Raw genomic sequence first — 24,584 nt, 5'->3', positions numbered from 1 at the left:
CCGTGATGGGAAGATTGATTCAGTGAGCCAACCCGCGATCGCCCCATCTCCGAAGCGGATCCGGACCAGTTCAGATCTGTGGCGGCTGTTGCCTTACCTGTTGCCATACCGGGCCCGTTGGATCGTCATGGTCGTGGTCGCGGTGGTCAGCCTGGCTGCCACGGTGGCGATTCCGCTGATGACCAAGGCCGTGATCGACGGCCCGGTCCGTCACCAGGATCAACACGGGCTGTGGGTACTCGGTTCGGCCGCCGTCGCGGTCGGAATCTCCGAGGCCGTGCTGTGGTTCATCCGGCGCTGGATGGTCGCCCGCGCGACCATGGGCGTCGAGGCCGACATCCGCAAGGATCTCTACGCCCGTCTGCAGATCCTGCCGATGAGTTTCCACAGTCGCTGGCAGTCGGGGCAACTGCTGTCGCGGGTGATGAACGATCTGTCCACGATCCGCCGGTTCCTGTCCTTCGGGCTGGTGTTCCTGATCCTCAACGCTCTGCAGATCGTGGTGGTGACGTCGATCCTGCTGGCCATGTACTGGCCGCTCGGTGTGGTGGTGTTGGTGTCCATCGTGCCGATCACGCTGACGGTGCTGCATTTCGAGCGGGAGTACACCCGGTTGTCGCGGCTCGCGCAGGACCAGACCGGCCACGTGGCAACCCATGTCGAGGAGGCCGCCCTCGGGCTGCGGGTGGTCAAGGCGTTCGGCCGTGAGGATTATGTGTTCGACCGGTTCGACGAGCAGGCCACGCAGCTCTATGACACCCAGTTCGCGCGGGTGACCGTCTCGGCGAAGTTCTGGACGCTGCTTGAGGTCATCCCCAACCTCACGCTGATCGTGGTGCTGGGTTTCGGTGCGTACGCGGCGGGCCACGGCCACGTCACGATGGGCACCCTGGTCGCGTTCATCACGATGATGCTGTCGCTGGTGTGGCCCATCGCGTCGTTGGGCTTTCTGCTGTCGATGACGCAGGAGTCGTTCACCGCGGCCAATCGGATCGCCGAGATCTTCGACGCCCCGGTCGATATCGCCGACGGCCCGGTGTCGCAGCCGCCGCGCGGTGGCCGGCTGGAGCTGCGTGATGTGGGCTTCAAGTTTCCCGACGGGGATCATGAATGGGCACTGCGCCATGTCGATGCGGTGGTGGAACCGGGGCAGACACTGGCGCTCGTCGGCGCGACCGGATCGGGCAAATCGGTACTGGCCGCGTTGTTCTCGCGTCTCTATGACGTCACCGAAGGTCAGATCCTGATCGACGGCCGCGATATCCGCGAGCTGAGCCTGCAGGCGCTGCGGCAGACCGTGGCCACGGCGTTCGAGGATCCGACGCTGTTCTCGATGTCGGTGGCGGAGAACCTACGGCTCGGCCGAGCAGATGCCACCGACGAGCAGCTGGCGCAGGCCGTCGAGATCGCGGCGGCGCAGTTTGTCTATGACCTGCCGTTCGGCCTGGACACCCGGATCGGCGAGCAGGGCATGAGCTTGTCGGGTGGTCAGCGCCAACGTCTTTCGCTGGCCCGGGCCATCCTGGCCGCACCCAAGATCCTCGTGCTCGACGACACGTTGTCGGCCCTGGACGTGCACACCGAAGCCGTCGTGACCGAAGCGCTGGGCCGGGTGCTGCGCGGGGTGACGGGCATCATCGTCGCGCACCGCGCATCGACCGTGCTGCTGGCCGACACGGTGGCGCTGCTGCAGGAGGGCACCATCACGCACATCGGTACCCACGCCCAATTGCTCGCGCAGGTACCGCAATACCGTTACCTGCTGGCCGCCGATGACCAACTCGACGACGCGTGTGAGCGCGCCTGCGAATGGGAGGACGAAGAGGAGTTGGGCCGGCTGCAGCGCGGGCACGATGAACGCACGGTCATCGACGAAGTGGGCGAGCCGCCGCGTTTCGGTGCGGAGGTGCAGCGCCGATGACGACTACCGAGTGGCGCGGACAGGTCACCGATGACGACGATCAAGCCGGCAGCTCCGGCACGTCCAACCTCCCGATCGACGAAAGCGTGCCCCGGCGCCGTGAGGCACGTGAGCTCCTCATGTCACTGCTGCGGCCCTACCGTTGGACGGTCGCGGCGCTGGCTCTGGTGGTCATCGTGGAAAACGCTGCCCGGCTGTCGGTTCCGATCCTGGTGCAGCGCGGCATCGACCACGGCATCCCGCCGATTCTCGAGGGCGGCCCGGCCCGTGAGCTGATGCTCGTCGTCGGCACTCTGTGCGTGGTGGTGATCGTGCAGGCGGTCAGCCGGATGTTCTTCCTGCGCCGTTCCGGCCGCATCGGCCAGCGGGTGCTGCTGGAGTTACGCCGCCGGGTGTTCCGCCATTTCGGCAGGCTCGATGTGGCGTTCCACGATCGCTACACGTCGGGCCGGGTCGTCAGCCGGTCCACCAACGACGTCGAAGCCATCCAGGACATGCTGGAAACGGGCTTCGACAGCCTGATCACCGCGGTGCTGACGTTGTTCGGCACGGCGGTTCTGCTGGTGGCGCTCGATTGGCGGCTGGGCCTGATGTGCCTGGCGGCGTTCCCGATCCTGGTTGCCCTGGTGTGGTGGTTCCGCAACGAGTCGGGTAAGACCTACCGGCTCGTGCGTGAGAGCGCGGCCCTGGTGATCGTGCAGTTCGTCGAGACCATGACGGGTATCAAGGCCGTGCAGGCCTATCGGCGCGAGCCGCGTAACCAGGAGATCTTCGACGACGTCGCCGACGAGTACCGTGCCATCAACGAGAAGACCTTCAAGCTGCTGGCCGTCTTCATGCCCGGGGTCAAGCTGGTCGGCAACCTGACGACCGGTGTGGTGCTGCTCTACGGCGGCTACCGCGTGCTGCACGGTGAGATGACCATCGGCACGCTGACCGCGTTCCTGCTGTACCTGCGGATGTTCTTCGAGCCGATGCAGGAGATCTCGCAGTTCTTCAACACCTTCCAGTCGGCGTCCTCGGCGTTGGAGAAGCTGGCAGGCGTGCTGGCGCAACAGCCCGCGATCGCGGATCCGGCGCAGCCGGTCTCCCCGTCGGAGCCCAAGGGTGACATCGGGTTTCACGATGTGCAGTTCGAGTACGCATCCGGCCGGCCGGTGTTGCCCGGGCTTGAGCTCGCGGTGCCTGCTGGGCAGACCGTGGCGCTGGTGGGCACCACCGGCGCGGGCAAGACCACCATCGCCAAGTTGATCGCCCGGTTCTACGACCCGACAGCCGGTTCGGTGACGCTCGACGGTGTGGACCTGCGTGAGCTGGCCCAGTCCGAACTGCGCCGGCATGTCGTGATGGTCACCCAGGAGAACTTCATGTTCTCCGGGACCGTCGCCGACAACATCCGCTTCGGGCGTCCCGAGGCCACCGACGCGCAGGTTCGGGAGGCGGCCGCGGCGGTCGGTGCGGACCGCTTCATCGACGCGCTGCCCGACGGATATGACACCGACGTGGCGAAGCGCGGTGGCCGGCTCTCGGCGGGCCAGCGTCAGCTGGTGGCCTTCGCCCGGGCGTTCCTGGCCGACCCAGCGGTGCTGATCCTGGACGAGGCGACGTCCTCCCTGGACATCCCGAGCGAGCGAATGGTGCAGCGCGCGTTGGAAACCGTCCTGGCCGATCGCACCGCCCTGGTGATCGCGCACCGGCTCTCCACGGTGCAGATCGCCGACCGGGTGCTGGTGCTCGAGCATGGCCGCATCATCGAGGACGGGGCACCGGCGGAGCTGATCGGCCGGGCCGACGGGGCGTATGCGGCGCTGCATCGGGCCTGGGTGGATTCCCTGGCTTGAGCGTCCGGCCTACTTTCCTTCCGCGAGCAGACGCAAAAGTACCCTAAATCATTGGTAATAGGGTACTTTCACGTCTGCTCGTACAGGCGCTATCGCGTGGCGGTGACGCGCAGGACGGCGTCGTAGCTCTGCGGGCCCGAGCCGATGCGCACCGTGATGTCCCACCGTCCCGGCGTGGACAGGTCGATGACGCCGCGGTAGTCGTCTCTACCGATGGGCGTGGCCTCGACGGCCGGCGCGCTCAGGCCGATTTGCGGCATGCGTGGTTCGAACCGCACTGAATCCGGGGTCGGGGTTTCGCCTGCGCTACCCAGGACCTCGACGGTGAGTGGGCTGACTCCCACCTTGGGCGGCTCGTCTTTCAACCGCACCAGGTACGGACTTGCGGTGGCTTCGGCGACGATCGGGGGTCGCGGTTGCGGCCACAACAGCCACAGCATGCCGGCCCCCACCGCCGCGACGATCACGATGATGCCCACCCACTGCAGGCGTTTCATGATCCGCTACAGCTTTTCGATGTCGGGCAGTGCCCAGGACTTTTCGAACAGGGCTGGTTTCGGCCCGTACAGCCGGAACAACACCTCGAACTGGCCGTCCGGGTTTGTCGGGATCCAGTTGGACTCTCGGCCTTCTGGGGCGACCGGGCCGAAATACACGTCGACGGAACCGTCGGGGTTCACGCCGAGATCGGGCCGGTGTGACGACCGGCTACCGTACGGCTGATCCCGGATCAAGGCATGGGTGGCGCGGTCGTACGCCGTCGCCGACCAGTACAGCGAGACCGGTGGATCGGCAGGCACCCGTAACCGGTAGGTGGCTGCGCCGTCGAAGGCCTCACCATCGGCGTCGGCAATGGTCATCACATAGAACTGGCCCTGGCCAAGGTGTTTGGCGCTGAAGTAGATGAACGAGTACAGCAGACCGCGATCGTCGACGGGATAGCTGGTCGGGTCGGCGAAACCGTTCTGCATGCCCTGCACCACCTCGGGTGAGGCGGGCACGGCCCAGTGGGTCCCGTCGAAGTACGGCGGGGTGAAGAAGCGCGGATAGTTGGCGTCGAACCACTCGTGTGCCTCGGCGGCGGCCGCCTCGAGCACTTCCTTCAACTCGTCGTCCGGTTCGAACAGCTTGCCCTGCTCGATGCCGATCGAGGCCAGCACCGAAATCATCACCCGGTCCCGCTGCAGCCACGGCTCGCGTTGCACGAACTGATCGAGCAGTTCGAAGAATCGCAGATTGTAGGGAATTGTGCTGTCGTACAAGGTTTCCGACGCGTCGACGAACGTGGCACCCTGGCCGGGTTGCGTCAGCGGATAGCACTTGATGCGCTTGCCGTACTCGGCAGCCGCGGCGACGTCGGCGTCGGCGCTGGACGCGATGTTCGCCCGCAGCGCCCCGAACCCCGTATACGTCGCCGACGGCAGCACGATGTAGCCGTCGGGAATCGCGCCGTCGAATCCGGGCGGCAGGATCAGGTACCTGGCGCCGTCACCCTTGTCGGCCCCCGCCGGTCCGACGTCTTCGAGCGCTTCCTGCCAGCTGTTGTCGACTGAACCGGTGATCGAACCGCCTTCTGCCGGTGGGATTTCCAGCACGACGGGCCCGTCCTGGGTGTTGTAGAACGGGAAGAAGTACAGGGTGTCGGGGTTGGGGGTCAGGGTCTGGTTCTTCCAGTCCAGCAATTTCGACCAGAACACCACCTGGTTGTCGGTGGCGCCGAGGCCCGCCGCCGCCTCACGCAGCAGTTCGAAGTTGACGGCGGGCATCCCCCAGATCACGGCTTGCACGGCACGGGCATGTACCAATGGGTCCATGCCCTGACGCTAGTGCCTCAGCGCACGGTGTCGAAGAAGGTCTTCACATCCTCGACGAACAACTCCGGCTGCTCGAACGCCGCGAAATGTCCGCCGCGCGGCATCGTGGTGAAGTGCGTGACGTTGTAGCCCGTCTCGCACCAGCTACGTGGGGCGCGCAGGATCTCCAGCGGGAACGATGCGATCCCGGTGGGCAGGTTGACATATTCGCCGCCGGCGAAGGTGTTGTGGCTCTCCCAGTACAGCCGGGCCGACGATGCCGCCGATGCGGTGAGCCAGTAGAGCATCACATTGTCGAGCATCTCGTCTCTGGACACCACATTCTCGGGGTTGCCGTCGCAGTCCATCCAGGACCAGAACTTCTCCACGATCCAAGCGAGCTGACCGACGGGGGAGTCCACCAGCCCGTACCCGACGGTCTGCGGCCGGGTGGACTGCTGCTTCATGTAACCCGAATCCCATTTGCGGTAATAGTCGATGCGGGCCAGTGCTTTCTGCAGGTCCTCGGTCATCTCGCCGATGCCCTCGGCCGGCGGCTGGGCGATCGGCATGTTGACGTGAATGCCTACGCACGAGCCGACGTTGCGGCCGATCTGCGTCGTCACCGCCGCACCCCAGTCACCGCCCTGGGCGCCATAGCGGTCGTAGCCCAGCCGCGTCATCAGGGTGTCCCAGGCCTGCGCGATCTTCTCGATGCCCCACCCCGCCGCGCTGGGCTTGGCGGAGAACCCGTAACCGGGCAGCGACGGACACACCACGTCGAATCCGGCCTCGGTCAGCGGCTCGATCACCTTGTGGAATTCCACGATGGATCCCGGCCAGCCGTGGGTGATCAGCAGCGGGAACGCGTCCTCGCGTCCGGATCGCTGATGGATGAAATGGATGTCCAGCCCGTCGATCTCGGTGGTGAAGTGGTCGAACCGGTTCAGTGCGGCCTCGCGGGCACGCCAGTCGTACTCGTTGGCCCAGTAGGCCGCCAGTTCCTTCGTGTACTCCAGCGGAATGCCCTGGGTCCAGTCCTCGACGCACTCGGCCTCAGGCCAGCGGGTCCGGTTCAGTCGCTGTTTGAGGTCTTCGAGGTCGGCGTCGGGGATGGCGATGCGGAACGGCTTGATCAACGGGTCACTCAGGGTCATGTAGGCCATCCTCTCAGCGTGGGGTGGCGCGCCGTGGTGAGTATTGCGCTGAAGATCGTGGCTACCTGGTGACCGCAATCTTCAACGCAGGTGTTTCCGACGATCCGGCGGGTCAGGGAATCTGCCGTAGCCGCCGGGCCTTGGACACCGCCTCGTGGCGGTTACGCGCCCCGAGTTTGGCCGCCGCGCTGCGCAGATAGCTCTTCACCGTCTCCGGCTTGAGTGAAAGGCGCTGGGCAGCTTCGGCATTGGTGCAACCGAGGGCGACCTGCGCCAGCACGTCGATCTCGCGGACCGTCAGGGGAGCGCTGGCAGGCGGGTCGCCGCGCAGTGCCACTGCCAGCCGGTCGGCGAGCTCGCGCAGCGGCCCGGCCAGGTCGGGGGTGTCGCCGGCGAGCCGGCGCAGGTCGGCGTGCACCTCGCGGATCTGCTCGGTGTCGGCCGGCCGGTCGGCGAAGGTGGTCAGGGCCGCCTCGCGCATCCGCATCCGCCGGTCCACCTCGTCGCGCACCCGTAGTTCTTCGCTCAATCGCTGCGCCGAGGCCACCATCGCGGCGGCGGTGCGGCCGCCGATCGGGGCGCTGGTGCGATGCGCGCCGTAGAGCACGGCCCGAGCCTGGCCGTCGACGACCACGGGCACCGCCAGGATCGAGCGGATGCCCTCCGACAACACCGGCGCGTCGTAGTCGTGGGTGATGGTCGAGGCGCGCCGGTAGTCGGGCACCGAGATGGGGCGACGGGACACCACGCTGGCCCCGCCCAACCCGGCGCGGGGCAGGACCGCAAGCCCGCGCATCGCCCCGGTGCGGGTACCGAAGAACTCGCTGAGCAGCAGGGTGTCCTCATGTACCTGCCCGCCGAAGGCCAGCGGCAGGCCGGTGTCGCCGGCCATTCGGCGCAGCTCGGCGCGCACCGCGTCGGCGTCACGAGGCCGCAGCAGCGAGGGGCGCATTGCAGGTACCCACTTTCGGGGGTAGCGGTGGGGTGAGTGTGACGTAGAGCATAACTGTCATGAATGTCGCTGCGAGCAACACCGGTCGCTACCGCGATGCCCGTGACCAGCTGGTTGCCACCCTCGGGGACTACGGGCGGGCCGTCGAGGAATTCGCCTGGCCGCAGATCACCGGCACTTTCAACTGGGCGATCGACTGGTTCGACGCCATCGCCAGGGACAACGACCGCACAGCGCTGTGGATCGTCGAGGAGGACGGTTCCGAGCAGCAGGTCACGTTTGCCGAGATGGCGCAGCGGTCCGACAGTGTCGCCGGCTGGTTGCACGGGCTCGGGGTGGGCAAGGGTGACCGGGTCCTGTTGATGCTCGGCAATCAGGTCGAGTTGTGGGAGGCCATGCTGGCCATCGCCAAGCTGGGCGCGGTCATCATGCCGACCACCGGGGCGCTGGGCCCAGCGGATCTGGCCGACCGCATCGCCCGCGGCGGCGCGCGGTTCGTCATCGCCAATCCCGCCGACACCGCCAAGTTCGCCGACGTGCCCGGTGACTATGTGAGGATCGCGGTGGGCGCCCCGGTGCCCGGCTGGCACCGCTATGCCGACGCATACGCGGAGGAACCACGCCGGTTCGACGCGTGCACCACGGTCGACGACCCGATGCTCATCTACTTCACGTCCGGAACCACGAGCAAGCCGAAGCTGGTCGAGCATTCCCAGGTGAGCTACCCCGTCGGACATCTGACGACGATGGCCTGGATCGGGGTCAGGCCCGGCGATGTGCACCTGGCAATCAGCTCGCCGGGCTGGGCCAAGCACGCCTGGAGTTGTTTCTTCGCACCGTGGATCGCCGAGGCGACGATCTTCGTCTACAACTACGCGCGCTTCGATGCTGTGGCGCTGCTGGACCAGTTGCGCCGGGCCGGGGTCAACACGTTCTGTGCCCCGCCGACGGTGTGGCGCATGTTGATCCAGGCTGACCTGGGGGAGCGTCCCGAGGGGCTACGCGAGATCCTCGGCGCCGGTGAGCCGTTGAACCCGGACGTGATCACCCAGGTCGAGAAGGCGTGGGGGCTGACGATCCGCGACGGGTTCGGCCAGACCGAGACCACTCTGCAGGTCGGCAACACCCCGGGTCAGCCGGTGAAACCCGGCTCGATGGGCCGTCCGATGCCGGGCGTTCCGGTGGTGCTGGTGGACCCGATCACCGGTACGCCTGCCGACGAGGGGGAGATCTGTCTGGACCTGGCACAGCATCCGCGCAACCTGATGACGGGGTATCTCGGTGACCCGCAACGCAATGAGGCCGTGATGGCCGGCGGTTACTACCACACGGGCGATGTGGCCAGCCGCGACGAGGACGGCTACATCACCTACATCGGCCGTACCGACGATGTGTTCAAGTCCAGCGACTACAAGGTGTCCCCGTTCGAGCTGGAAAGCGTGCTGATCGAGCATCCGGCGGTGGTCGAGGCCGCGGTGGTGCCACAACCCGACGACACCCGGCTCGCGGTGCCCAAGGCCTACGTCGCGCTGGCAGAGGGCTGGGAAGCCAACGCGCAGACGGCAAAAGATGTGATGGCTTACGCTCGTGATCACCTCGCGCCATATCTCAAGGTGCGCCGGGTCGAGTTCTTCGACCTGCCCAAGACCGTTTCGGGCAAGATCCGCCGCGTCGAGTTGCGCAAGCGCGAGGATGCGGCTCACGAAGCGGGCCAACCGATTTCCACCGAATACCGATACGAGGATCTTGTGGAATGAATACAGCGATGAAGTCCTATGATCACGGCCCTACCGATGTGCCCGTGCTCGAAGAGACCATCGGGGCGAACTTCGAGCGCATGGTGGCGGCCGGGCCGGACGCCGAAGCGCTGGTCGAGGTGGTCACCGGACGGCGCTGGACCTATGCCGAACTCGACGCCGAGGCCGACGCGGTGGCCCGGGGGTTGATGGCGCTGGGTGTGGCCAAGGGCGATCGCGTCGGAATCTGGGCACCCAACTGCGCCGAGTGGGTGATGCTACAGCTCGCGACGGCCAAGATCGGGGCGATCCTGGTCAACATCAACCCGGCCTACCGCACCCACGAACTGGCTTACGTACTCAAGCAATCCGGCATTCGGACCCTGGTGTCGGCCACCGCGTTCAAGTCCTCCGACTATGTGACCATGGTCGCCGAGGTGCAGGACGACTGCCCGGCGCTCAAGGACATCATCTTTCTGGGCACTCTGGATTGGGACCAGCTGCATACCGAGCAGGTGAGCGAGGAGCAGTTCCGCGCGCGGATCGCCCAGCTGTCCAACACGGATCCGATCAATATCCAATACACCTCGGGGACAACGGGTTTCCCCAAGGGAGCGACGCTGAGCCATCGCAACATCCTCAACAACGGGTTCTTCGTCGGCGGGCTGATCAACTTCGACCGCGGTGACCGGGTGTGCATCCCGGTGCCGTTCTATCACTGCTTCGGCATGGTGATGGGCAATCTCGGGGCGTTGACCCATGGTGCGGCGATCGTGATCCCCGCTCCCGGATTCGATCCTGGAATCACCCTGGCCACCGTCGAATCCGAGCAGTGCACGGCGCTGTACGGCGTGCCGACGATGTTCATCGCGATGCTCGGTCATCCCGACTTCGCCGGTTTCGACCTGTCCTCGCTGCGCACCGGGATCATGGCGGGTTCGGTGTGCCCGGTCGAGGTGATGAAACGGGTGGTGGCCGACATGCACATGGCCGAGGTGGCCATCTGTTACGGCATGACCGAGACGTCGCCGGTGTCGTGTCAGACCCTGGTCGACGACGATCTGGAGCGTCGCACCGCGACCATCGGCCGGGTCCATCCGCACCTCGAGGTCAAGATCGTCGACCCCGATACCGGTGAGACCGTCGAGCGCGGGCAGTCCGGAGAGTTCTGCACCCGCGGGTATTCGGTGATGCTGGGCTACTGGAATGAGGAGGCCAAGACCGCCGAAGCCATTGACTCCGAGGGGTGGATGCACACCGGGGATCTGGCGGTGATGCGTGCGGACGGCTACTGCACGGTGGTCGGCCGGATCAAGGACATGGTGATCCGCGGCGGGGAGAACGTGTACCCGCGCGAGATCGAGGAGTTCCTCTACACCCACCCTGACATCGACGATGCGCAGGTGATCGGGGTTCCCGATGCGAAGTACGGGGAGGAGATCTGTGCGTGGATCCGGATGAAGCCGGGCCGCGCGCCGGTGGATGCCGAGGCGGTGCGGGCATTCGCGTCGGGCAAGCTGGCGCACTACAAGATCCCGCGTTATGTGCATGTGGTGGAAGAGTTCCCGATGACGGTCACCGGCAAGATCCGCAAGGTCGACATGCGCGACGAGAGTGTCAAGCTGCTCGGGCTCGACCCGGGACAACCGGGATAACTCAGCCCCACCGCTTGATCACCTCGGCCACCGGCTTGCCGGTGGCCAGTGCCGCCATGATCAGCACCCGCGCCTGGCTCGGCCGAAGATGGGGGACCATGACCGCGCCGGCCTTCACCATGTCGTCGCCGGGGCCGTATTCGGCGATGACGTCCCCGGTCGGGACACGGCTGGAGATTCCGAAGGACACCCCAGCCGGTGCGTGGCGGCGTACGGCGTCGACCACGCCGTCGCCCGCGTTGCCGGATCCCAGTGCCTCCACGACGATTCCGCGCGCTCCCGCGGCCACCGCGGCATCGATGGGGCCGGGGCCGTCACCGGGGTAGGCCGCGACGACGTTGACGCGCGGGGCGCTGATAGCAGGCACCTCACCGAGGAACGGCCGCTGCGCGGGGTGGTCCAGTGTGAAGGTGTTGTCGGCGACGGACCCGATCGGTGGGGTGCCGCCGAACGCGTGGAGATCCTGGGTGTTCACCTTGTGGGTCCCCAAGGCCTGGAAGACGTCCCCGGCGAACATGATCATCACGCCCTGATCGCGGGCGGTGGGACTGGAGGCGACGGTGAGTGCGTCTCGCAGGTTGGTCGGCCCGTCGGCATCCGGGGCGTCGGAGCTGCGCTGCGCCCCGGTCAGCACGATGGGCGCCGGCCCGTTGTACGTGACGTCCAGCCACATCGCGGTGTCTTCCATCGTGTCGGTGCCGTGGGTGATGACCACGCCGGACGCCCCGTCGGCCACCGCCTTCTTGGCCGCCGCCCCGATCACGTCCCAATCGGCCGGGGTGAGCTGTGAACTGTCCTTCTTCATCACATCCATGACCTCGACGTCGAGGCCTGCCGCCAGGTCGGATCCACTGACCGTCGGACGGCGCACGCCGTTGGCATCGGTGCTTGTCGCGATGGTCCCGCCGGTGGTGATCACCACGACCCGCCCCGGTGCCGATTCGCCCTTGGCGCTGTCCGGGTTTGTCGTTGCTTCGGTCGAGTTGGTGTTCGTCGAACATGCTGTCAGCGCGACGGCGAGAAAAAATGTGCCGATCGCCAGTCGCGACCGGGCGGGACGGGCTGCGAAGTTCGTCATACGGCAGACGCTACGGCGAGAGGCGAATACGCACCGGTGTTTTGGCAGCTCACCCGGGTTTCGGCAGCGGTCGCCCGCGATTGCTGCGACGATGGTGGTCATGTCGGCTGCACAAGCCTGCGGTGTTCTCGGGCGGCGCACGTGTGCGCTTCTGGCCGTGAGTTCGGCCGGGCTGCATGTGGCGATGTTCGGCGCCACTGCCAATCCGGTGGCCGCTGCGGTGCTCGCGGCGATGATCGTCGGTTGCCTGTACTGCGCCGGTCATCTGTGGCGGCGTGGCACCTCGGGCGTCTGGTGCACGATCGCGCTGATGAGCCTCGCGATGATCGCGCTGCACACCCCGATGCCCATGCATCACCATGGCGTCACGGCCCCCGCCCAGGCCTCGGCGATGATGTCGACCGCGACACTGCTGGCGCTGGCGGAAGTCGTCATCGCAGCGGCGGTGCTGACCATGCGCACCCGGCACCGTTCGGTGATCAGCCCGGCGGCGGGATGAATTGGCTCAGGACCAACGGCGCGCCTTGCGGATCCTTGATCAGGGCGGTGTTCGTCCACTCTGTATCCGCGCTGGAAACCACAGCGGCGCCGAGCGTTTCGGCCAGTTTCGCCGATTCGTCACCGTTCGCCACCGCGAATACCCTGCCAGTGGGGTTGTCGTCGGTCCCGCAGCGCTGCTGCAGGTGGTGATCGTGAAGGCTCCCCACTGCCTGTGGGTGGGTATTCGGTTGGCGCAATGGGTTAGCGGTGATAGCGCACAGGCCCGGCCTGCAATGGGGGCACCGGGTTGTTTGCAGCAGCGGGAGTGTGCCGGTGGGTCACCGGAATCCCCACAGGGCCTGTGGTGGAGCGGTCGCCGGGGGTGGATTGCGCTGGTGTGGTGGTACGGGCGGTGGCGCGGTCGTAGTCGGCGCGTCGAGCGGGGTCGCGCAGCAGAGCATAGGCAGCCAGTAGCGCTTGCAGCTGTTGATCGGCGGTGTGTGGGGAGGATGCCGGGCGCGTGTCGGGATGCTGGGCGCGTAGCCGGGTGCGGTAGGCGTGGGTGATCTCGGCTTGGGTGGCCGCCGGCGACACGCCCAACACCCGGTAGGGATCGGTCTGGGCGCACCCCATCGATGCTCCCTCACAGGTGTGGGGCGGTGACCCCCGGGCTTTCGGGCGAATCCGGGAGCCACCGCGGGAAATGGACTTGAGCCACCCCGACCGGTGCGGGGCGGGGTTGGTTCCCGCACTGGTCGGGGATGAGGGTGCCACGACGCCGTGTGTACGCGCCACGGTCGGGTGTGCCACGTGCGGTAGCGGTGCGTGCGCGAACCGGACATCCGGCGTCGATGTCGGTTCGCGGTGACGCCGCACTCTCTTCACAGGTGTGGGCGACACCGGCGTCGATGGCGTAGCCGAGACATCGGCCGGATATCACCGCCGTTGCCCGTCAACGCGTTTCAGTACCAGACCGCGGGGTTGTGGGAGGTGAGCGTTGGGTCGCCCACACTGGCACAGGAAGCCGCGGTCGGGTGATCAACCGGCGGGGACCGTCGGGGATTGGCGGGCCGCGGCGCCGGCGCGTGCAGGTAAGCGCGCCGACGCGAGGCGGGCGGGCCCGGGGCGCAGTCCCCTCGACGGGTGGGGTGGCCGGCTCGCATTCCCACGGGGCCTCGTCCTGTCGCAGGCGTATCTCTTCGGCCTCCACGATCGCCGCCGCCTCCTCGAGCAGGCTGCTGTCCCACTGGATGTCGAGCGTCATCTCACTCACCCCCTCTAACCCGGATGCTGCGCCCCGGGCCCGGCGGCCGGCCGGGCCGGAGCCTCACGCGTTGATGGCGGTCTTGTCCGTGTTGCTTGTGATCGCGATGCGCCGCGGCTTGGCCTTTTCGGCCACCGGGATGGTCAACCGCAACACCCCACCGGCATAGTTGGCTTCGATCGCGTCGGTGTCCAGGGTCTCGCCCAAAAACAGTTGCCGGCTGAACACCCCGCGCGCACGCTCGGCCGAGACCATCTCCCGGTCGGGATCGTGTTCGGGGCGCTGAGCGTGCACGGTGAGCACGTTGCGCTCGACATCGAGATTGAGCGAATCCACATCCACCCCAGGCAGATCGAACTCGACGATGAACTTGTCGTCTTCTCGCCAGGCGTCCATCGGCATCACCGCCGGGCGGGCCGTGGTGCCCAGCACCTGCTGGGCCAGGCGATCGAAGTCGCGGAACGGATCGGTACGCATCAACATGATCTTTGCCTCCTAACCCACCGTGTCGACTGCAGATGATCTATGTCATCTGCCATAAATTTCTTATAGCACTGGTATCAGCCTTGTGCAAGGATGAATCCGGACCGATTCGAGGAGAAGGGGTCGTTGAACTGTGGTGGGCGAGGCGTCGGCGGGATCGGCGCGCGGTGTGTACGGCATTTCGGTTGCCGCCGAGCTCAGTGGGATGGATCCACAGACGCTGCGGCTCTATGAGCGACGCGGGCTGCTCACCCCGGCGCGCACCGAGGGTGGTACCCGCCGCTACAGCGACGACGACCTCGATCGGCTGCAGCGGATTGCCGAGCTAGTCGCCGACGGTGTCAACATCGCCGGCATTGCCCAGATTCTGCCGTTGCAGGATCACAACGCCGAGCTGGCATCGACCAATGGTGAGCTCGCCTCGGAGAATGCACGGCTGCGGTCCCGGGAACCGCGCACCGCACGCCGATGACACCCGGCGTCACCGTCAGGGGAACCTGGGGCACAAGGATATCTATTGTTGTCCAAAAGGTTTCGGCACCAGCTCGCGGTGCCGACGCTAGAGGAGGTGAATGTGAATGGATTTCGCCGCCCGGTCAACCGATCCCGCCGGGACTGCGTGCGGATCCTCGACACCGCCGAAGGGGCGCTGGTCGCGTGGCGCGGCTGCAGCCTCGATGCGGCGTTCGTCGAGATCGTGCACACCGCCAATCGCCACAACGTGGGCGCGATGACCATGGCCGACGACCTCGCTCAAATTGCCCGGACCCCCTGGGGCGGTGAAGCAGACCGTGGGCGCGGCATCCGGGGCGCGGGCTTTGCTGCGGCGGCCCACGACCGGGGTGTCGTGGGTCGTACGGAAGTCGGTGTCCAGTGCGGCGCGCGCCACCAACGCAGCGCTGGTGAGAACCCCGGCGCGTCGTTCAGGTTCGCCGATCCTCGTCAACGGTGCTGTCGTCGATGCGCTGCTGCAGTGCGGCATTGAGGGCGTGGGCCTCGGCGAGTTGGTCCTCGAGAATGATGATGCGGCAGGCTGCTTCCAATGCCATGCCCTGATCGACGAGCTCGCGGGCGCGCGCCGCGATCCGCAGCTGGTAGCGCGAATAGCGGCGATGTCCGCCTTCAGAACGTTGCGGGGTCAGTAATCTGGCCTCATCAAGGCTTCGCAAAAATGCCGCAGTGGTGTCGAGTATTCGCGCTGCACTGCCCATGCTGTAGGCCGGGTAGTCCTCGTCGTCGAACTTGTCATTCGGATTCGGTTCACTCGAACCGTTCTGTGGTTGTACGACTAAACCTTTCGAATCATCAACGGCCGTGTCCAGTAGGCGAGCCGCCCACCGAACATCGCGCCCACGCAGCCCATGATCGCTGACGTGAAACGTATTCGCGATGAACGCGAACACGCCCGGGGAGGCCGGGCGACGTTGATATAGGGAGGATCGGTGCCCCCCTGGGGTCACAACACCACCACCCCGAGGGGGCACCGATCCGCGGGAGCGCACGACATCTCCCGGCATTACTAGGAATACTGCAGGATCGTCCGCACAGACACACTCGCGTGACGATCCGACGGTAACTCCCTCCTTTCACTGTCTACTCCACCTTCACCACGGTCCGAAAGCCAACATGCTGCCTGGCCTCGTACTGCTTGACCGCGCTGACGTCACACTTCACGGGCAGTTCATCATCTCCCGTGCCACTTACCCTCTAATCTCAACACCGCATACTCTAGCGAGAGCACTATCGAATGTCTACATCAGCCAATGCAGATTTTTTGAGGCGTGGCAGTGCCGGGGGCCGCGTGACACCCATCCGAAGGCGCCTTGACAAGCCACCTGCACAGCCCGGGCCCGGAGGCGATAGGGCGTCACCTCGACCGCCGAGGCCGACACGGCGGTCGAGGTGACGTGGCAACTGCCTCGGGGGGTGTTAACGGGAAACGCATTGCTCTGTAGCGACTTTGGTCACTACACCGCCGCCCCTTACAACCTCGCTTGTCGGGAACGCCCACGATTCAAACCGTTCCCGATAAGGCTGTTTCCTCACACATCACCTAAGCCGGAACAACCAGACCCATCTGAACCCAACTCCAGATAACTGCGAATCCAGAATGCCACCGACCGCGCCGACCCCCGGCGCGGTCGGTGGCACCTCAGATACTCAGAACCATTGACCGAACCTCCGGATGTAGAGGGTCTTGACGGTCTGAGCAACGACGCAGTAGGCCACCAACGTCGCGGCCAGCCATCCGAAGTACGCCCACGGCAGCGGCTGCAATCCGACGGCCGCCCCCAGTGGCGAGAACGGGATGAGGATCCCGAGAACGCAGACCGTCCCGGTCGCCAGCAGCACCGGCAACGCTGCCGTGCTCTGGATGAACGGGATCTTCTGGGTTCGCAGCATGTGGACGACCAGCGTCTGCGAGAGCAGGCTTTCGATGAACCAACCCGATTGGAACAGCGATTGCATCTCGGGTGAGTTGGCGGCGAAGACGTACCACATCACCGCGAACGTGGTGATGTCGAAGATCGAGGACGTCGGCCCCATCCAGATCATGAACCGGCCGATGTTCCTGGCGTCCCACTTGCGCGGCTTGAGCAGGAACTCCTTGTCCATGCGGTCCCACGGCAGCGCCAGCTGGGAGATGTCGTACAGCAGGTTCTGGATCAACAGGTGGATCGCCAGCATGGGCAGGAACGGGATGAAGGCGCTCGCCACCAACACCGAAAACACGTTGCCGAAGTTCGAACTCGCGGTCATGTTCAGGTATTTGATGATGTTGCCGAAGGTCTCGCGGCCCTTGACCACGCCCTCTTCGAGCACCATCAGGCTCTTCTCGAGCAGGATGATGTCTGCCGACTCCTTGGCGATATCGGTGCCGGTGTCCACCGAGATGCCCACATCTGCATCCCGCAGGGCGGGGGCGTCGTTGATGCCGTCGCCCAGGAACCCGACCGTGTGCCCGTTGGCCTGCAAGGCTCGCAGCACCCGCGACTTCTGCAGCGGCGTCAGCTTCGCGAAAACGGTTGTCTCGTCGACAACGCGCCGAAGTTCGTCGTCGTCGAGGGCGTCGATCTCGGCGCCGAGAATCGGCTGGCCGGGATCGAGTCCCACCTCACGACAGATCTTGGCGCTGACGACTTCGTTGTCGCCGGTGAGGACCTTCACGGTCACGCCGTGTTCGGCCAGGGCCGTGATGGCCGGGGCGGCCGTGTCTTTCGGCGGATCGAGGAAGGTGAGAAAACCGTGGACGACGAGGTCCTTCTCGTCCTCGATGCGGTATCGGTGGGTGCGCTCGGTGCGCGGGATTTCCCGGGTGGCCACGAGCAGCACCCGGAACCCCTCACGGTTGTAGTCGCGCGCTGTTTCGGCCAGCGCCTCGCGGTCGGCCTCATCGAGCGGGCGACTGGCCGTGCCGTCCCACACCTGGGTGGACACCGCCAGCATCTCCTCGACGGCACCCTTGCAGACCAGCAGATGATTGCGTTCGACGTCCTGCACTACGACGGACAGTCGGCGCCGTTCGAAGTCGAACGGAAGTTCGTCGACCTTGCGGTACGCCGAGGCGGCAAGTAGCGCTTCGGGTGTCCCGTCGGCGAAGTGCAGCACAGCGCGGTCCATCAGATTCTTGACGCCGCTCTGGTGAAAGCTGTTGAGCCAGGCCAGGGCCAGCACGTTGTCGTCGCGATCACCCCGGATGTCCGCGTGATGCTCGAGGATGATCCGGTCCTGGGTGAGCGTGCCGGTCTTGTCGGTGCAGAGCACGTCCATGGCGCCGAAGTTCTGGATGGCGTTGAGCCGCTTGACCACGACCTTGCGGCGTGACAACGCCACGGCGCCCTTGGCCAGATTGGACGACACGATCATCGGCAGCATCTCCGGGGTGAGCCCGACCGCGACGGCCAGTGCGAACAGGAATGCCTCGGGCCAGTCGCCCTTGGTGAAACCGTTGATGAACAACACGATCGGCACCATCACCGACATGAACCTGATCAGCAGCCAGCTGACGCTGTTGACGCCGCGGTCGAAGGCCGTCTCGGCGCGAGAGCCCACGACCGCCTTGGCCAGCGAGCCGAAATAGGTGTGTACGCCGGTCGATACGACGACCGCGCTGGCCGTGCCGCTCACCACATTGGTGCCCATGAAGCAGATGCTGGGCAGGTCGAGCGGATCGGCCGCGTCGTCGGCGCCGCAGGTGTCGTACTTCTCCACCGGCAGGGCCTCGCCCGTCAGCGCCGCCTGGCTGACGAACAGATCGCGAGAATCGAGCAGGCGGAGGTCGGCCGGAATCAGGTCGCCGGCTGACAGTTGGACGATGTCACCGGGGACGATCTGCGCCATCGGGATCTCGGTGAGTTCGGGTGTGGCATCTGGGCTGGCCCGACGCCGGACTGTCGCGGTGGTCCGCACCATCGCCTTGAGTGTCTCGGCTGCCTTGCCCGAGCGGTACTCCTGCCAGAACCGGAGGAGGGCGCTGAGCGCGACCATGGTCACGATGATCAGCACACCAGTGTAGTCCGGCTCCTGCCCATCGCGCATCGGAAGGTAGATGTCGGTCACCGAGCTGATCGCGGCCAGCACCATGAGGACCGCGATGAACGGGTTCTTGAAGGCCTCCAGGAACTGGAGGATCGCGGGAGGCGCCTTGTCGTGGGCGACCTCGTTGGGGCCCTCGCCGGCGAGGCGTTCTGCGGCATCCTCGGATGTCAACCCGTCGAGGTGGCCTCTGACATTCGCCAGCGCGACCTCCGCATCGTTGTGTGCTTCGGTGGCTGCGCGCAGGGAGAGTCGGCGGTCATCGTGCTTGGCGGGGGTCAGGGCGGTCTGCTCGACAGCGGTGTTCATGTGGCTGCTCCGGTCGGTGGTGCGCGCGCACCCCAAGTCACACCGAACCTCCTGGCGGAAGCCGTGATTCGGTGTGACTTGAGTGTGCTGTGCGGTATGGAAGGTGTCAGTTCACGTCGGTGATGGCGTGAAAGACAGTCGAATGAAGGGAATCTGGGATCACCCGGTTATCGGGCGGTATGCGAGCCGCCGCCCAGGGACGCGGTCAGGACCGCCACCGGGGTGTTGCTCATCCTCAGGTTGTGCCGCTCCTGCGGGGTCAGCGACGCACGCGTGTGAATCCACGCGATGGGGCCCTTGACCGCGCTTTGGGCATGACGAAGAAAGGTGCTGCGCTGCATCGGATCATCTCCAGTTCAATCGGAGCTCTCCGCGTCGATACGCATGCGGCAGCCTGCCACCACGGGTGTCTCGGGGTGGCGGCCTAGCCGGTCATCGACAGCGGAAAGGTGTTTATGGACAGACGTTTTCGAATCGGACTGGGATACGGACTGTCACTCGACGTCATGTCGTCGTCACCTCCTCGCTGTCGGGCGCGCGGCGCGCCGCTGGTCTTGACGCAACCGTCAGATGCAAACACGCTGAAGAGGAAGTTTGGGCACATGGCCGAACGCGCCAACTGACGCGAGCACTTCCTCATCAGAGCTTTGGCACTACACGACGTGTCCCACCAGGGTGGGAAGCCACTTCGGGTCATCCCTTAAGCCGGGAAGACCTGTCCTAATCCTGGGCGTCTCTCGACGTCGTCGGATCAGTGGCCTGTGTTCGTGTAGGAGCCTCACCTAACGAAGCGCGGTTTTCATTAGAGACCTTACACGAGCCAATTGTCAACACGGTTCGCGGTTGGAATTCAGTTCCCAAATGGGTTGTGTCAGTTGGGTAGTGACACACCTCGTCGTTTTGGTGACGGCCGTCACCGGAAGCCTCGGAGCGGTTCCACAGCATTCACCCAAGAATCGGCAGGGCAACGGGGTTTGCGGTTGCCTGTGCGCGCCCGCCGGATGTGTTGTGATGTGCCTATGCCTGAGCAAAGTCTCGAGCCTGACGTCGGCGAGGACGAGCAAAAGCCACCTGCCATCACTGCGCGCGGAATCATGATGCACGGGCCATGGGGCCCGGTGTACGGACCCATCGACCTCGACATCGACGAAGGCGGCGTCACGGTGCTGGTCGCGCCGTCGGGTACCGGGCGCACCGCACTGCTGATGACGCTGGCCGGGCGGATGAGAACCGCGCGCGGGCAGCTGACCGTGTTCGGGCGTACCCGGGCACCCGACATCTTCCGCTCCGCGGCGTTGGCCGGCATCGACGAACTCGACACGGTGTCGGAGTCGGTGACAGTGCGCGACCTCGTGACGGAGCAGCGTCGGTGGGACGCCCCCTGGTACACGCTCGTGGGTCGGGCCGACGAAGAGGCGCTGGCCGCGATGTGCGCGCCGGTGTTCGGTGAGCTGCCGCTGCCGTCGCTGACGTCGTACTTCGACGGCCTCACCGAACTCGACCAGATCCTGCTGCGCATCGCGCTGGCCAACACCGCGACCCCGCCGCTGCTGGTGGTCGGCAACCTCGACCACCTCACCGACGACCGCAACCGCGACATCCTGCTGGGGCGGCTGTTCGCGCTCGGGGAGAAGCAGACCGTGATCACCGCGACGGTCAACGGGGTGCCCGGCCATCTGGTCTCGGCCGTGCGGGCGCAGGTGGCAGTACCCAACACGACGCTGGCCGAGCTGGCCGGTTCGCAGAAAGGTGGCGAGTAACCGTGCTAGCCGGAATGTCGTTGGGCACTGACCTCAAACGATTCTCGCGCGGCACGATGCCGCGGATCGCGCTCGTGACGGTCATCCTGCTGCCGCTGTTGTACGGCGCGATGTACCTGTGGGCGTTCTGGAACCCGTTCGGCGAGGTGAACAAGGTTCCGGTGGCGCTGGTGAACGAAGATCAGGGCGCCGTCGCGGAGGGACAGCAGGTCAAGGCCGGGGACGAGGTCTCCGATGCCCTGGTGGATTCGGGTCAGCTTCAGCTGCATCGGGTTTCGGCGCAGGAGGCAGCCGAGGGGGTGGCTGACGGCAAGTACTACTTCTCGATCACGCTGCCGCAGGATTTCAGCACCAGCATCACGTCTCCGTCGGGTGGGTCGCCGCACCAGGCCAACGTGCGCTTCACGTTCAACGACGCGAACAACTACCTGGGCTCGATCATCGGCCAGAATGCCGCCCGTGAGGTGATCAACCAGATCAACGCGAAGATCGGCGAACGCACCCTCGGCACCGTGCTGACCGGGCTGACGGATGCCGGAACAGGTCTGGTGAAGGCGGCCGACGGCGCGCAGCAGCTGGCCACCGGCAGCGCGGCGGCCAATGACGGTGCGCACCGGTTGTCCACCGGCGCCAACGCCTTGACGGCGGGCCTGGTCACCGCGCGCGACGGGTCCGCGCAGCTGGCCGCGGGCACCAGGCAGCTGTCGACGGCGGTCGACACCGCGACCGATCCGCTGCTCACGGTGCTGGACCGGGTCAGCGGGCTCGGCCTGGACCCCAACGAGGTCGGCATGGCTGCGCAGCGGCTGTCGGGGGCGGTGCGCTCGACCACCGACCGGATCGCGGCGCTCAACATCGATCAGGCGCAGGCTGCGGCGATCGTCGATCAGGCGGTCGGTTTCTTGCGCAACAGCCCCGATCCCGCAGTGCGCGACACCGGGGAGTTCCTGGCCGGCGCGCAACGGCTGCTGCAGGCGCGCGGGCTCGACCCCACCACCGACGAGGGTCTCATCCGGTTGCGGGACAACGCCACCCAGTTGGAGAACGAGCTGGGCGACCCGAACAGCAAACTGCGGGTGTTCCTCACCAAGGCGGTCACCGGAGGTTTGCGCTCCGACGTCGTCAAATTGCGCGACGGTGCGCACCAACTCAACAGCGGCGCGCAGCGGCTCAACAGCGGTCTGGTGCAGCTGACCAACGGCGGGCGCCAACTGTCCAGTGGGGCAGGCGAACTGGCTGCCGGTACGGAGAAGCTGCAGGCCGGCAATCAGCAACTGGCGACCGCGCTCAAGGAAGGCTCGACCCAGGTTCCGTCGTGGACCCCGCAGCAGCGGATCGACGTCGCGCGGACCTTGGCCGCGCCGGTGGCGCTGGACATCCAGACGCACAACCCGGCCGCCACGTTCGGCACCGGTTTCGCGCCGTTCTTCCTGCCGCTGGCCCTGTTCATCGGCGCGCTCATCATCTGGATGTTGTTGAAGCCGTTGCAGTCCCGTCCGGTGGTCAATGGGCTGGGGGCGCTGCGTGTGGTGCTCGCCTCCTACTGGCCTGCCCTACTGATCGTGTTCTGCCAGGTCGTCGTGATGTATGTGGTGGTGCATTTCGGGGTGGGCCTGCAAGCCAAGTACCCGCTGTCCACCGTGGCGTTCCTGCTGTTGGTGGCGGGCACGTTCCTGGCGCTGATCCAGGCGTTCAACGCCTTGTTCGGGGTGTCGGTGGGCCGGGTGGTGACCCTGGCCTTCCTGATGCTGCAACTGGTCTCGGCCGGCGGTATCTATCCGGTGGAGACCACCGCGAAACCGTTCCAGATACTGCACCCGGTCGATCCGATGACCTACGCCGTCAACGGACTTCGCCAGCTGATCGTGGGCGGGATCGATTCCCGGCTGTGGATCGCGATCGCGGTGCTGCTCGGTGTGCTGGTGGTGTCGCTGGCCGCCAGTTCGTGGGCGGCGCGAAGAGACCGGCAGTACACCATGGACCGATTGCACCCACCGATCGAAGTGTGAGCCTCGCAAAAGCTCCCGAGAGCAACGTTATGGTCGTGAATCCTCGAGCCGAGCGACCACAGCGTTGATCTGGGCGGTGCCGGAATCGGAGAAGCTCAGGCCAACCCGATGCGCCGGTAGCGGTCCATCCGAGTCTGCAGTCGCTGCTCGCCGGGCACCGCACGCAACTGGGCAAGCTCGCTGCCGATCGCGGTCGACAGTCGCTGGGTGAAGGCCCGTGGCTCGTCTGCGGCGTCGGGATGTTCGGGCACGATCACATCGACGATGCCGGCCCGCAGCAGATCTGTCGACCGAACTCCTTGTGCGGCAGCCAGTTCCGGGGCGTGCGCGGTGTCGCGGAAGACGATCGCGCTGGCCCCCTCGGGCGGCAGGGGCGCCAGCCAGCCGTTGGCCGCGGCCAGCACCCGGTCGGCGGGCACCATCGCCAGGGCGGGCCCGCCGCTGCCCTGGCCCATCAGCACCGACACCGTCGGGGTGTCCAGCGTGACCAATTCGGCCAGGCAGCGGGCGATCTCACCGGCCAGCCCGCCCTGCTCGGCTTCGATCGACAGGGCCGGGCCGGGGGTGTCGATCACCAGGACCAGCGGCAGCTGCAGTCCGGCCGCCAAGGCCATGCCCCGGCGGGCCTCACGCAGCGCGCCGGGTCCGACCAGCCCACCCTCACTACGGCGCTGGCCGAGCACCACCGCGGGCTGCCCACCGAAGCGGGCCAGGGCCAGCAGCATCGTCGCGGCCTCGCCGCGTTCGGTCCCGGAGAGCAGCACCCGGTCCGTCGCTCCGTGCCGCAACAGGTACCCCACTCCGGGGCGGTCGGGCCGCCGCGAGGCCAGCACCGACTCCCAGGCGGGCACGTCGGGCAGTGGTTCAGGGGCCGTGGGCGCAGGCGGCGGGACAGGGGTGTCCACGACCACCCGCAGCGTGCGGTCCAGGGTGTCGCGTAGCAGTGCGAGGGGCACCACCCCGTCGATCACGCCGTGGGCGTGCAGATTCTCGGCGGTCTGCACGCCGGAGGGGAACGGTTCGCCGTACAGGTGCTCGTACACCCTGGGCCCGAGGAAGCCGATCAGCGCGCCGGGCTCGGCGGCGGTGACGTGCCCGAGTGAACCCCAGGAGGCGAACACCCCGCCGGTGGTGGGATGCCGCAGGTAGACGAGGTAGGGCAGATGGGCCTGCTTGTGCAGTTCGACGGCCGCGGCGATCTTGACCATCTGCAGGAACGCCACGGTGCCTTCCTGCATGCGGGTCCCGCCCGAGCTCGGGGAGGCCAGGATCGGCAGCCGCTCGGCTGTGGCTCTCGTCACCGCGGCGGTGATCCGCTCGGCGGCGGCCACCCCGATCGATCCGGCCAGGAAATCGAACTCGCAGGCCACCACGGCCACCCGGCGGCCGAAGATGGTGCCCTCGCCGGTCAGGACGGATTCGTCGAGCCCGGTCAACGCCTTCGCCTCGGCCAGTTCGCGCTGGTAGTCCTCGGAACGGGCCACTTCAAGGGGCGCCGTATCCCAGCTCTGGAACGAGCCCTCGTCTAGCACTGCATCACGAAGCGCGCGGGCGCCGATCCGACTCACGCGGCCAGCCTATATAAAGCGTGTCGAACAGCTCGGTGCGTT

The 24,584-nt window shown here is 66.3% G+C and carries 20 protein-coding genes and 1 riboswitch; of the genes, 8 read left to right on the top strand and 12 right to left on the bottom strand.

Features of this window, described 5'->3' with window-relative positions; translation table 11 throughout:
* Positions 1-22: 22 nt before the first annotated feature.
* The gene (locus AC4ELS_RS04835) at positions 23-1,921 is read left to right on the top strand and encodes an ABC transporter ATP-binding protein (RefSeq protein WP_499046154.1); all 1,899 of its coding nucleotides are present in this window, start codon (positions 23-25) and stop codon (positions 1,919-1,921) included.
* Positions 1,918-3,762, top strand: a complete 1,845-nt coding sequence (locus AC4ELS_RS04830; RefSeq protein ID WP_064878487.1) for an ABC transporter ATP-binding protein — start codon at positions 1,918-1,920, stop codon at positions 3,760-3,762. Before AC4ELS_RS04835 ends, AC4ELS_RS04830 begins: the two co-directional genes overlap by 4 nt.
* An 89-nt stretch (positions 3,763-3,851) precedes the next feature.
* Here the strand turns inward: AC4ELS_RS04830 and AC4ELS_RS04825 are convergent, their stop codons facing one another.
* From AC4ELS_RS04825 to AC4ELS_RS04810, 4 genes are all read right to left on the bottom strand, one after another.
* Positions 3,852-4,259, bottom strand: coding sequence for a FixH family protein (locus AC4ELS_RS04825; protein ID WP_499046151.1), 408 nt, complete (start codon positions 4,257-4,259; stop codon positions 3,852-3,854).
* 6 nt (positions 4,260-4,265) lie between these two features.
* Positions 4,266-5,576: a DUF1214 domain-containing protein gene (locus AC4ELS_RS04820; protein WP_499046148.1), complete on the bottom strand. Its 1,311-nt coding sequence runs from the start codon at positions 5,574-5,576 to the stop codon at positions 4,266-4,268.
* A gap of 17 nt (positions 5,577-5,593) precedes the next feature.
* Entirely contained in the window at positions 5,594-6,712 is a 1,119-nt protein-coding gene (locus AC4ELS_RS04815) for an epoxide hydrolase family protein (RefSeq protein ID WP_463795222.1), read from the bottom strand.
* 112 nt (positions 6,713-6,824) lie between these two features.
* A complete protein-coding gene (locus AC4ELS_RS04810; RefSeq protein WP_499046146.1) occupies positions 6,825-7,664 on the bottom strand; it encodes a LuxR C-terminal-related transcriptional regulator in 840 nt (279 codons plus the stop codon).
* A 59-nt stretch (positions 7,665-7,723) separates the two neighbouring features.
* On the opposite strand from AC4ELS_RS04810, the gene AC4ELS_RS04805 reads away from it, so the two are divergent.
* A complete protein-coding gene (locus AC4ELS_RS04805; protein WP_499046144.1) occupies positions 7,724-9,421 on the top strand; it encodes an AMP-binding protein in 1,698 nt (565 codons plus the stop codon).
* Positions 9,422-9,429: 8 nt separating this feature from the next.
* Entirely contained in the window at positions 9,430-11,055 is a 1,626-nt protein-coding gene (locus AC4ELS_RS04800) for an AMP-binding protein (RefSeq protein WP_499046142.1), read from the top strand.
* 1 nt (position 11,056) lies between these two features.
* On the opposite strand, the gene AC4ELS_RS04795 is transcribed toward AC4ELS_RS04800, so the two are convergent.
* On the bottom strand, positions 11,057-12,133 hold the full coding sequence (locus AC4ELS_RS04795) for an asparaginase (protein WP_498888900.1): 1,077 nt from the start codon (positions 12,131-12,133) through the stop codon (positions 11,057-11,059).
* Positions 12,134-12,233: 100 nt separating this feature from the next.
* Here AC4ELS_RS04795 and AC4ELS_RS04790 point away from each other — a divergent pair, with 100 nt between their 5' ends.
* A complete protein-coding gene (locus AC4ELS_RS04790) occupies positions 12,234-12,632 on the top strand; it encodes a hypothetical protein (protein ID WP_448441707.1) in 399 nt (132 codons plus the stop codon).
* On the opposite strand, the gene AC4ELS_RS04785 is transcribed toward AC4ELS_RS04790, so the two are convergent.
* The 3 genes from AC4ELS_RS04785 to AC4ELS_RS04775 all read right to left on the bottom strand — a co-directional run bounded on the left by AC4ELS_RS04785 (position 12,613) and on the right by AC4ELS_RS04775 (position 14,360).
* Positions 12,613-12,840, bottom strand: a complete 228-nt coding sequence (locus AC4ELS_RS04785; RefSeq protein WP_064878499.1) for a hypothetical protein — start codon at positions 12,838-12,840, stop codon at positions 12,613-12,615. The two genes, AC4ELS_RS04790 and AC4ELS_RS04785, sit on opposite strands and share 20 nt — an antisense overlap.
* Positions 12,841-12,874: 34 nt before the next feature.
* Positions 12,875-13,246 (bottom strand): J domain-containing protein, encoded by a 372-nt coding sequence (locus AC4ELS_RS04780; protein WP_064878500.1) that lies wholly within the window; start codon positions 13,244-13,246, stop codon positions 12,875-12,877.
* A gap of 694 nt (positions 13,247-13,940) precedes the next feature.
* On the bottom strand, positions 13,941-14,360 hold the full coding sequence (locus AC4ELS_RS04775; RefSeq protein ID WP_064887408.1) for an Hsp20/alpha crystallin family protein: 420 nt from the start codon (positions 14,358-14,360) through the stop codon (positions 13,941-13,943).
* 133 nt (positions 14,361-14,493) lie between these two features.
* On the opposite strand from AC4ELS_RS04775, the gene AC4ELS_RS04770 reads away from it, so the two are divergent.
* Complete coding sequence (locus AC4ELS_RS04770) at positions 14,494-14,832, top strand: MerR family transcriptional regulator (RefSeq protein ID WP_064887410.1); 339 nt, start codon at positions 14,494-14,496, stop codon at positions 14,830-14,832.
* Between the two features lie 87 nt (positions 14,833-14,919).
* Here AC4ELS_RS04770 and AC4ELS_RS04765 read toward each other — a convergent pair whose 3' ends face one another.
* The 3 genes from AC4ELS_RS04765 to mgtA all read right to left on the bottom strand — a co-directional run bounded on the left by AC4ELS_RS04765 (position 14,920) and on the right by mgtA (position 19,205).
* A complete protein-coding gene (locus tag AC4ELS_RS04765; protein ID WP_448441710.1) occupies positions 14,920-15,249 on the bottom strand; it encodes a hypothetical protein in 330 nt (109 codons plus the stop codon).
* Between the two features lie 34 nt (positions 15,250-15,283).
* Positions 15,284-15,763 carry a MerR family transcriptional regulator gene (locus tag AC4ELS_RS04760; RefSeq protein WP_498888904.1) on the bottom strand — a complete coding sequence of 160 codons (480 nt, stop codon included), beginning with the start codon at positions 15,761-15,763 and terminating at the stop codon, positions 15,284-15,286.
* Between the two features lie 757 nt (positions 15,764-16,520).
* Complete coding sequence (mgtA, locus tag AC4ELS_RS04755) at positions 16,521-19,205, bottom strand: magnesium-translocating P-type ATPase (RefSeq protein ID WP_499046139.1); 2,685 nt, start codon at positions 19,203-19,205, stop codon at positions 16,521-16,523.
* A gap of 625 nt (positions 19,206-19,830) precedes the next feature.
* Positions 19,831-20,002, bottom strand: a riboswitch (M-box (ykoK) riboswitch).
* 222 nt (positions 20,003-20,224) lie between these two features.
* On the opposite strand from mgtA, the gene AC4ELS_RS04750 reads away from it, so the two are divergent.
* Positions 20,225-20,965: an ATP-binding cassette domain-containing protein gene (locus AC4ELS_RS04750; RefSeq protein ID WP_448441715.1), complete on the top strand. Its 741-nt coding sequence runs from the start codon at positions 20,225-20,227 to the stop codon at positions 20,963-20,965.
* Between the two features lie 14 nt (positions 20,966-20,979).
* The gene (locus tag AC4ELS_RS04745) at positions 20,980-22,974 is read left to right on the top strand and encodes a YhgE/Pip family protein (protein WP_448442367.1); all 1,995 of its coding nucleotides are present in this window, start codon (positions 20,980-20,982) and stop codon (positions 22,972-22,974) included.
* 95 nt (positions 22,975-23,069) lie between these two features.
* Here the strand turns inward: AC4ELS_RS04745 and AC4ELS_RS04740 are convergent, their stop codons facing one another.
* Complete coding sequence (locus AC4ELS_RS04740) at positions 23,070-24,542, bottom strand: carboxyl transferase domain-containing protein (RefSeq protein ID WP_448441717.1); 1,473 nt, start codon at positions 24,540-24,542, stop codon at positions 23,070-23,072.
* Positions 24,543-24,584: the final 42 nt, after the last annotated feature.

The organism is Mycobacterium shunyiense, assembly GCF_058270035.1.
The sequence above is the reverse complement of the archived record's forward strand: the minus strand, read 5'-3'. Positions and strand labels throughout refer to the sequence as shown.

Excerpts from the sequence above, each read along its gene's own strand:
- AC4ELS_RS04775 (WP_064887408.1), bottom strand. The coding sequence starts at position 14,360 with ATGTTGATGCGTACCGATCCGTTCCGCGACTTCGATCGCCTGGCCCAG.
- AC4ELS_RS04810 (WP_499046146.1), bottom strand. The coding sequence starts at position 7,664 with ATGCGCCCCTCGCTGCTGCGGCCTCGTGACGCCGACGCGGTGCGCGCC.
- AC4ELS_RS04825 (WP_499046151.1), bottom strand. The coding sequence starts at position 4,259 with ATGAAACGCCTGCAGTGGGTGGGCATCATCGTGATCGTCGCGGCGGTG.
- AC4ELS_RS04830 (WP_064878487.1), top strand. The coding sequence starts at position 1,918 with ATGACGACTACCGAGTGGCGCGGACAGGTCACCGATGACGACGATCAA.
- AC4ELS_RS04815 (WP_463795222.1), bottom strand. The coding sequence starts at position 6,712 with ATGACCCTGAGTGACCCGTTGATCAAGCCGTTCCGCATCGCCATCCCC.
- AC4ELS_RS04820 (WP_499046148.1), bottom strand. The coding sequence starts at position 5,576 with ATGGACCCATTGGTACATGCCCGTGCCGTGCAAGCCGTGATCTGGGGG.
- AC4ELS_RS04745 (WP_448442367.1), top strand. The coding sequence starts at position 20,980 with ATGTCGTTGGGCACTGACCTCAAACGATTCTCGCGCGGCACGATGCCG.
- AC4ELS_RS04800 (WP_499046142.1), top strand. The coding sequence starts at position 9,430 with ATGAAGTCCTATGATCACGGCCCTACCGATGTGCCCGTGCTCGAAGAG.
- mgtA (WP_499046139.1), bottom strand. The coding sequence starts at position 19,205 with ATGAACACCGCTGTCGAGCAGACCGCCCTGACCCCCGCCAAGCACGAT.
- AC4ELS_RS04805 (WP_499046144.1), top strand. The coding sequence starts at position 7,724 with ATGAATGTCGCTGCGAGCAACACCGGTCGCTACCGCGATGCCCGTGAC.
- AC4ELS_RS04750 (WP_448441715.1), top strand. The coding sequence starts at position 20,225 with ATGCCTGAGCAAAGTCTCGAGCCTGACGTCGGCGAGGACGAGCAAAAG.
- AC4ELS_RS04780 (WP_064878500.1), bottom strand. The coding sequence starts at position 13,246 with ATGGGGTGCGCCCAGACCGATCCCTACCGGGTGTTGGGCGTGTCGCCG.
- AC4ELS_RS04795 (WP_498888900.1), bottom strand. The coding sequence starts at position 12,133 with ATGACGAACTTCGCAGCCCGTCCCGCCCGGTCGCGACTGGCGATCGGC.
- AC4ELS_RS04790 (WP_448441707.1), top strand. The coding sequence starts at position 12,234 with ATGTCGGCTGCACAAGCCTGCGGTGTTCTCGGGCGGCGCACGTGTGCG.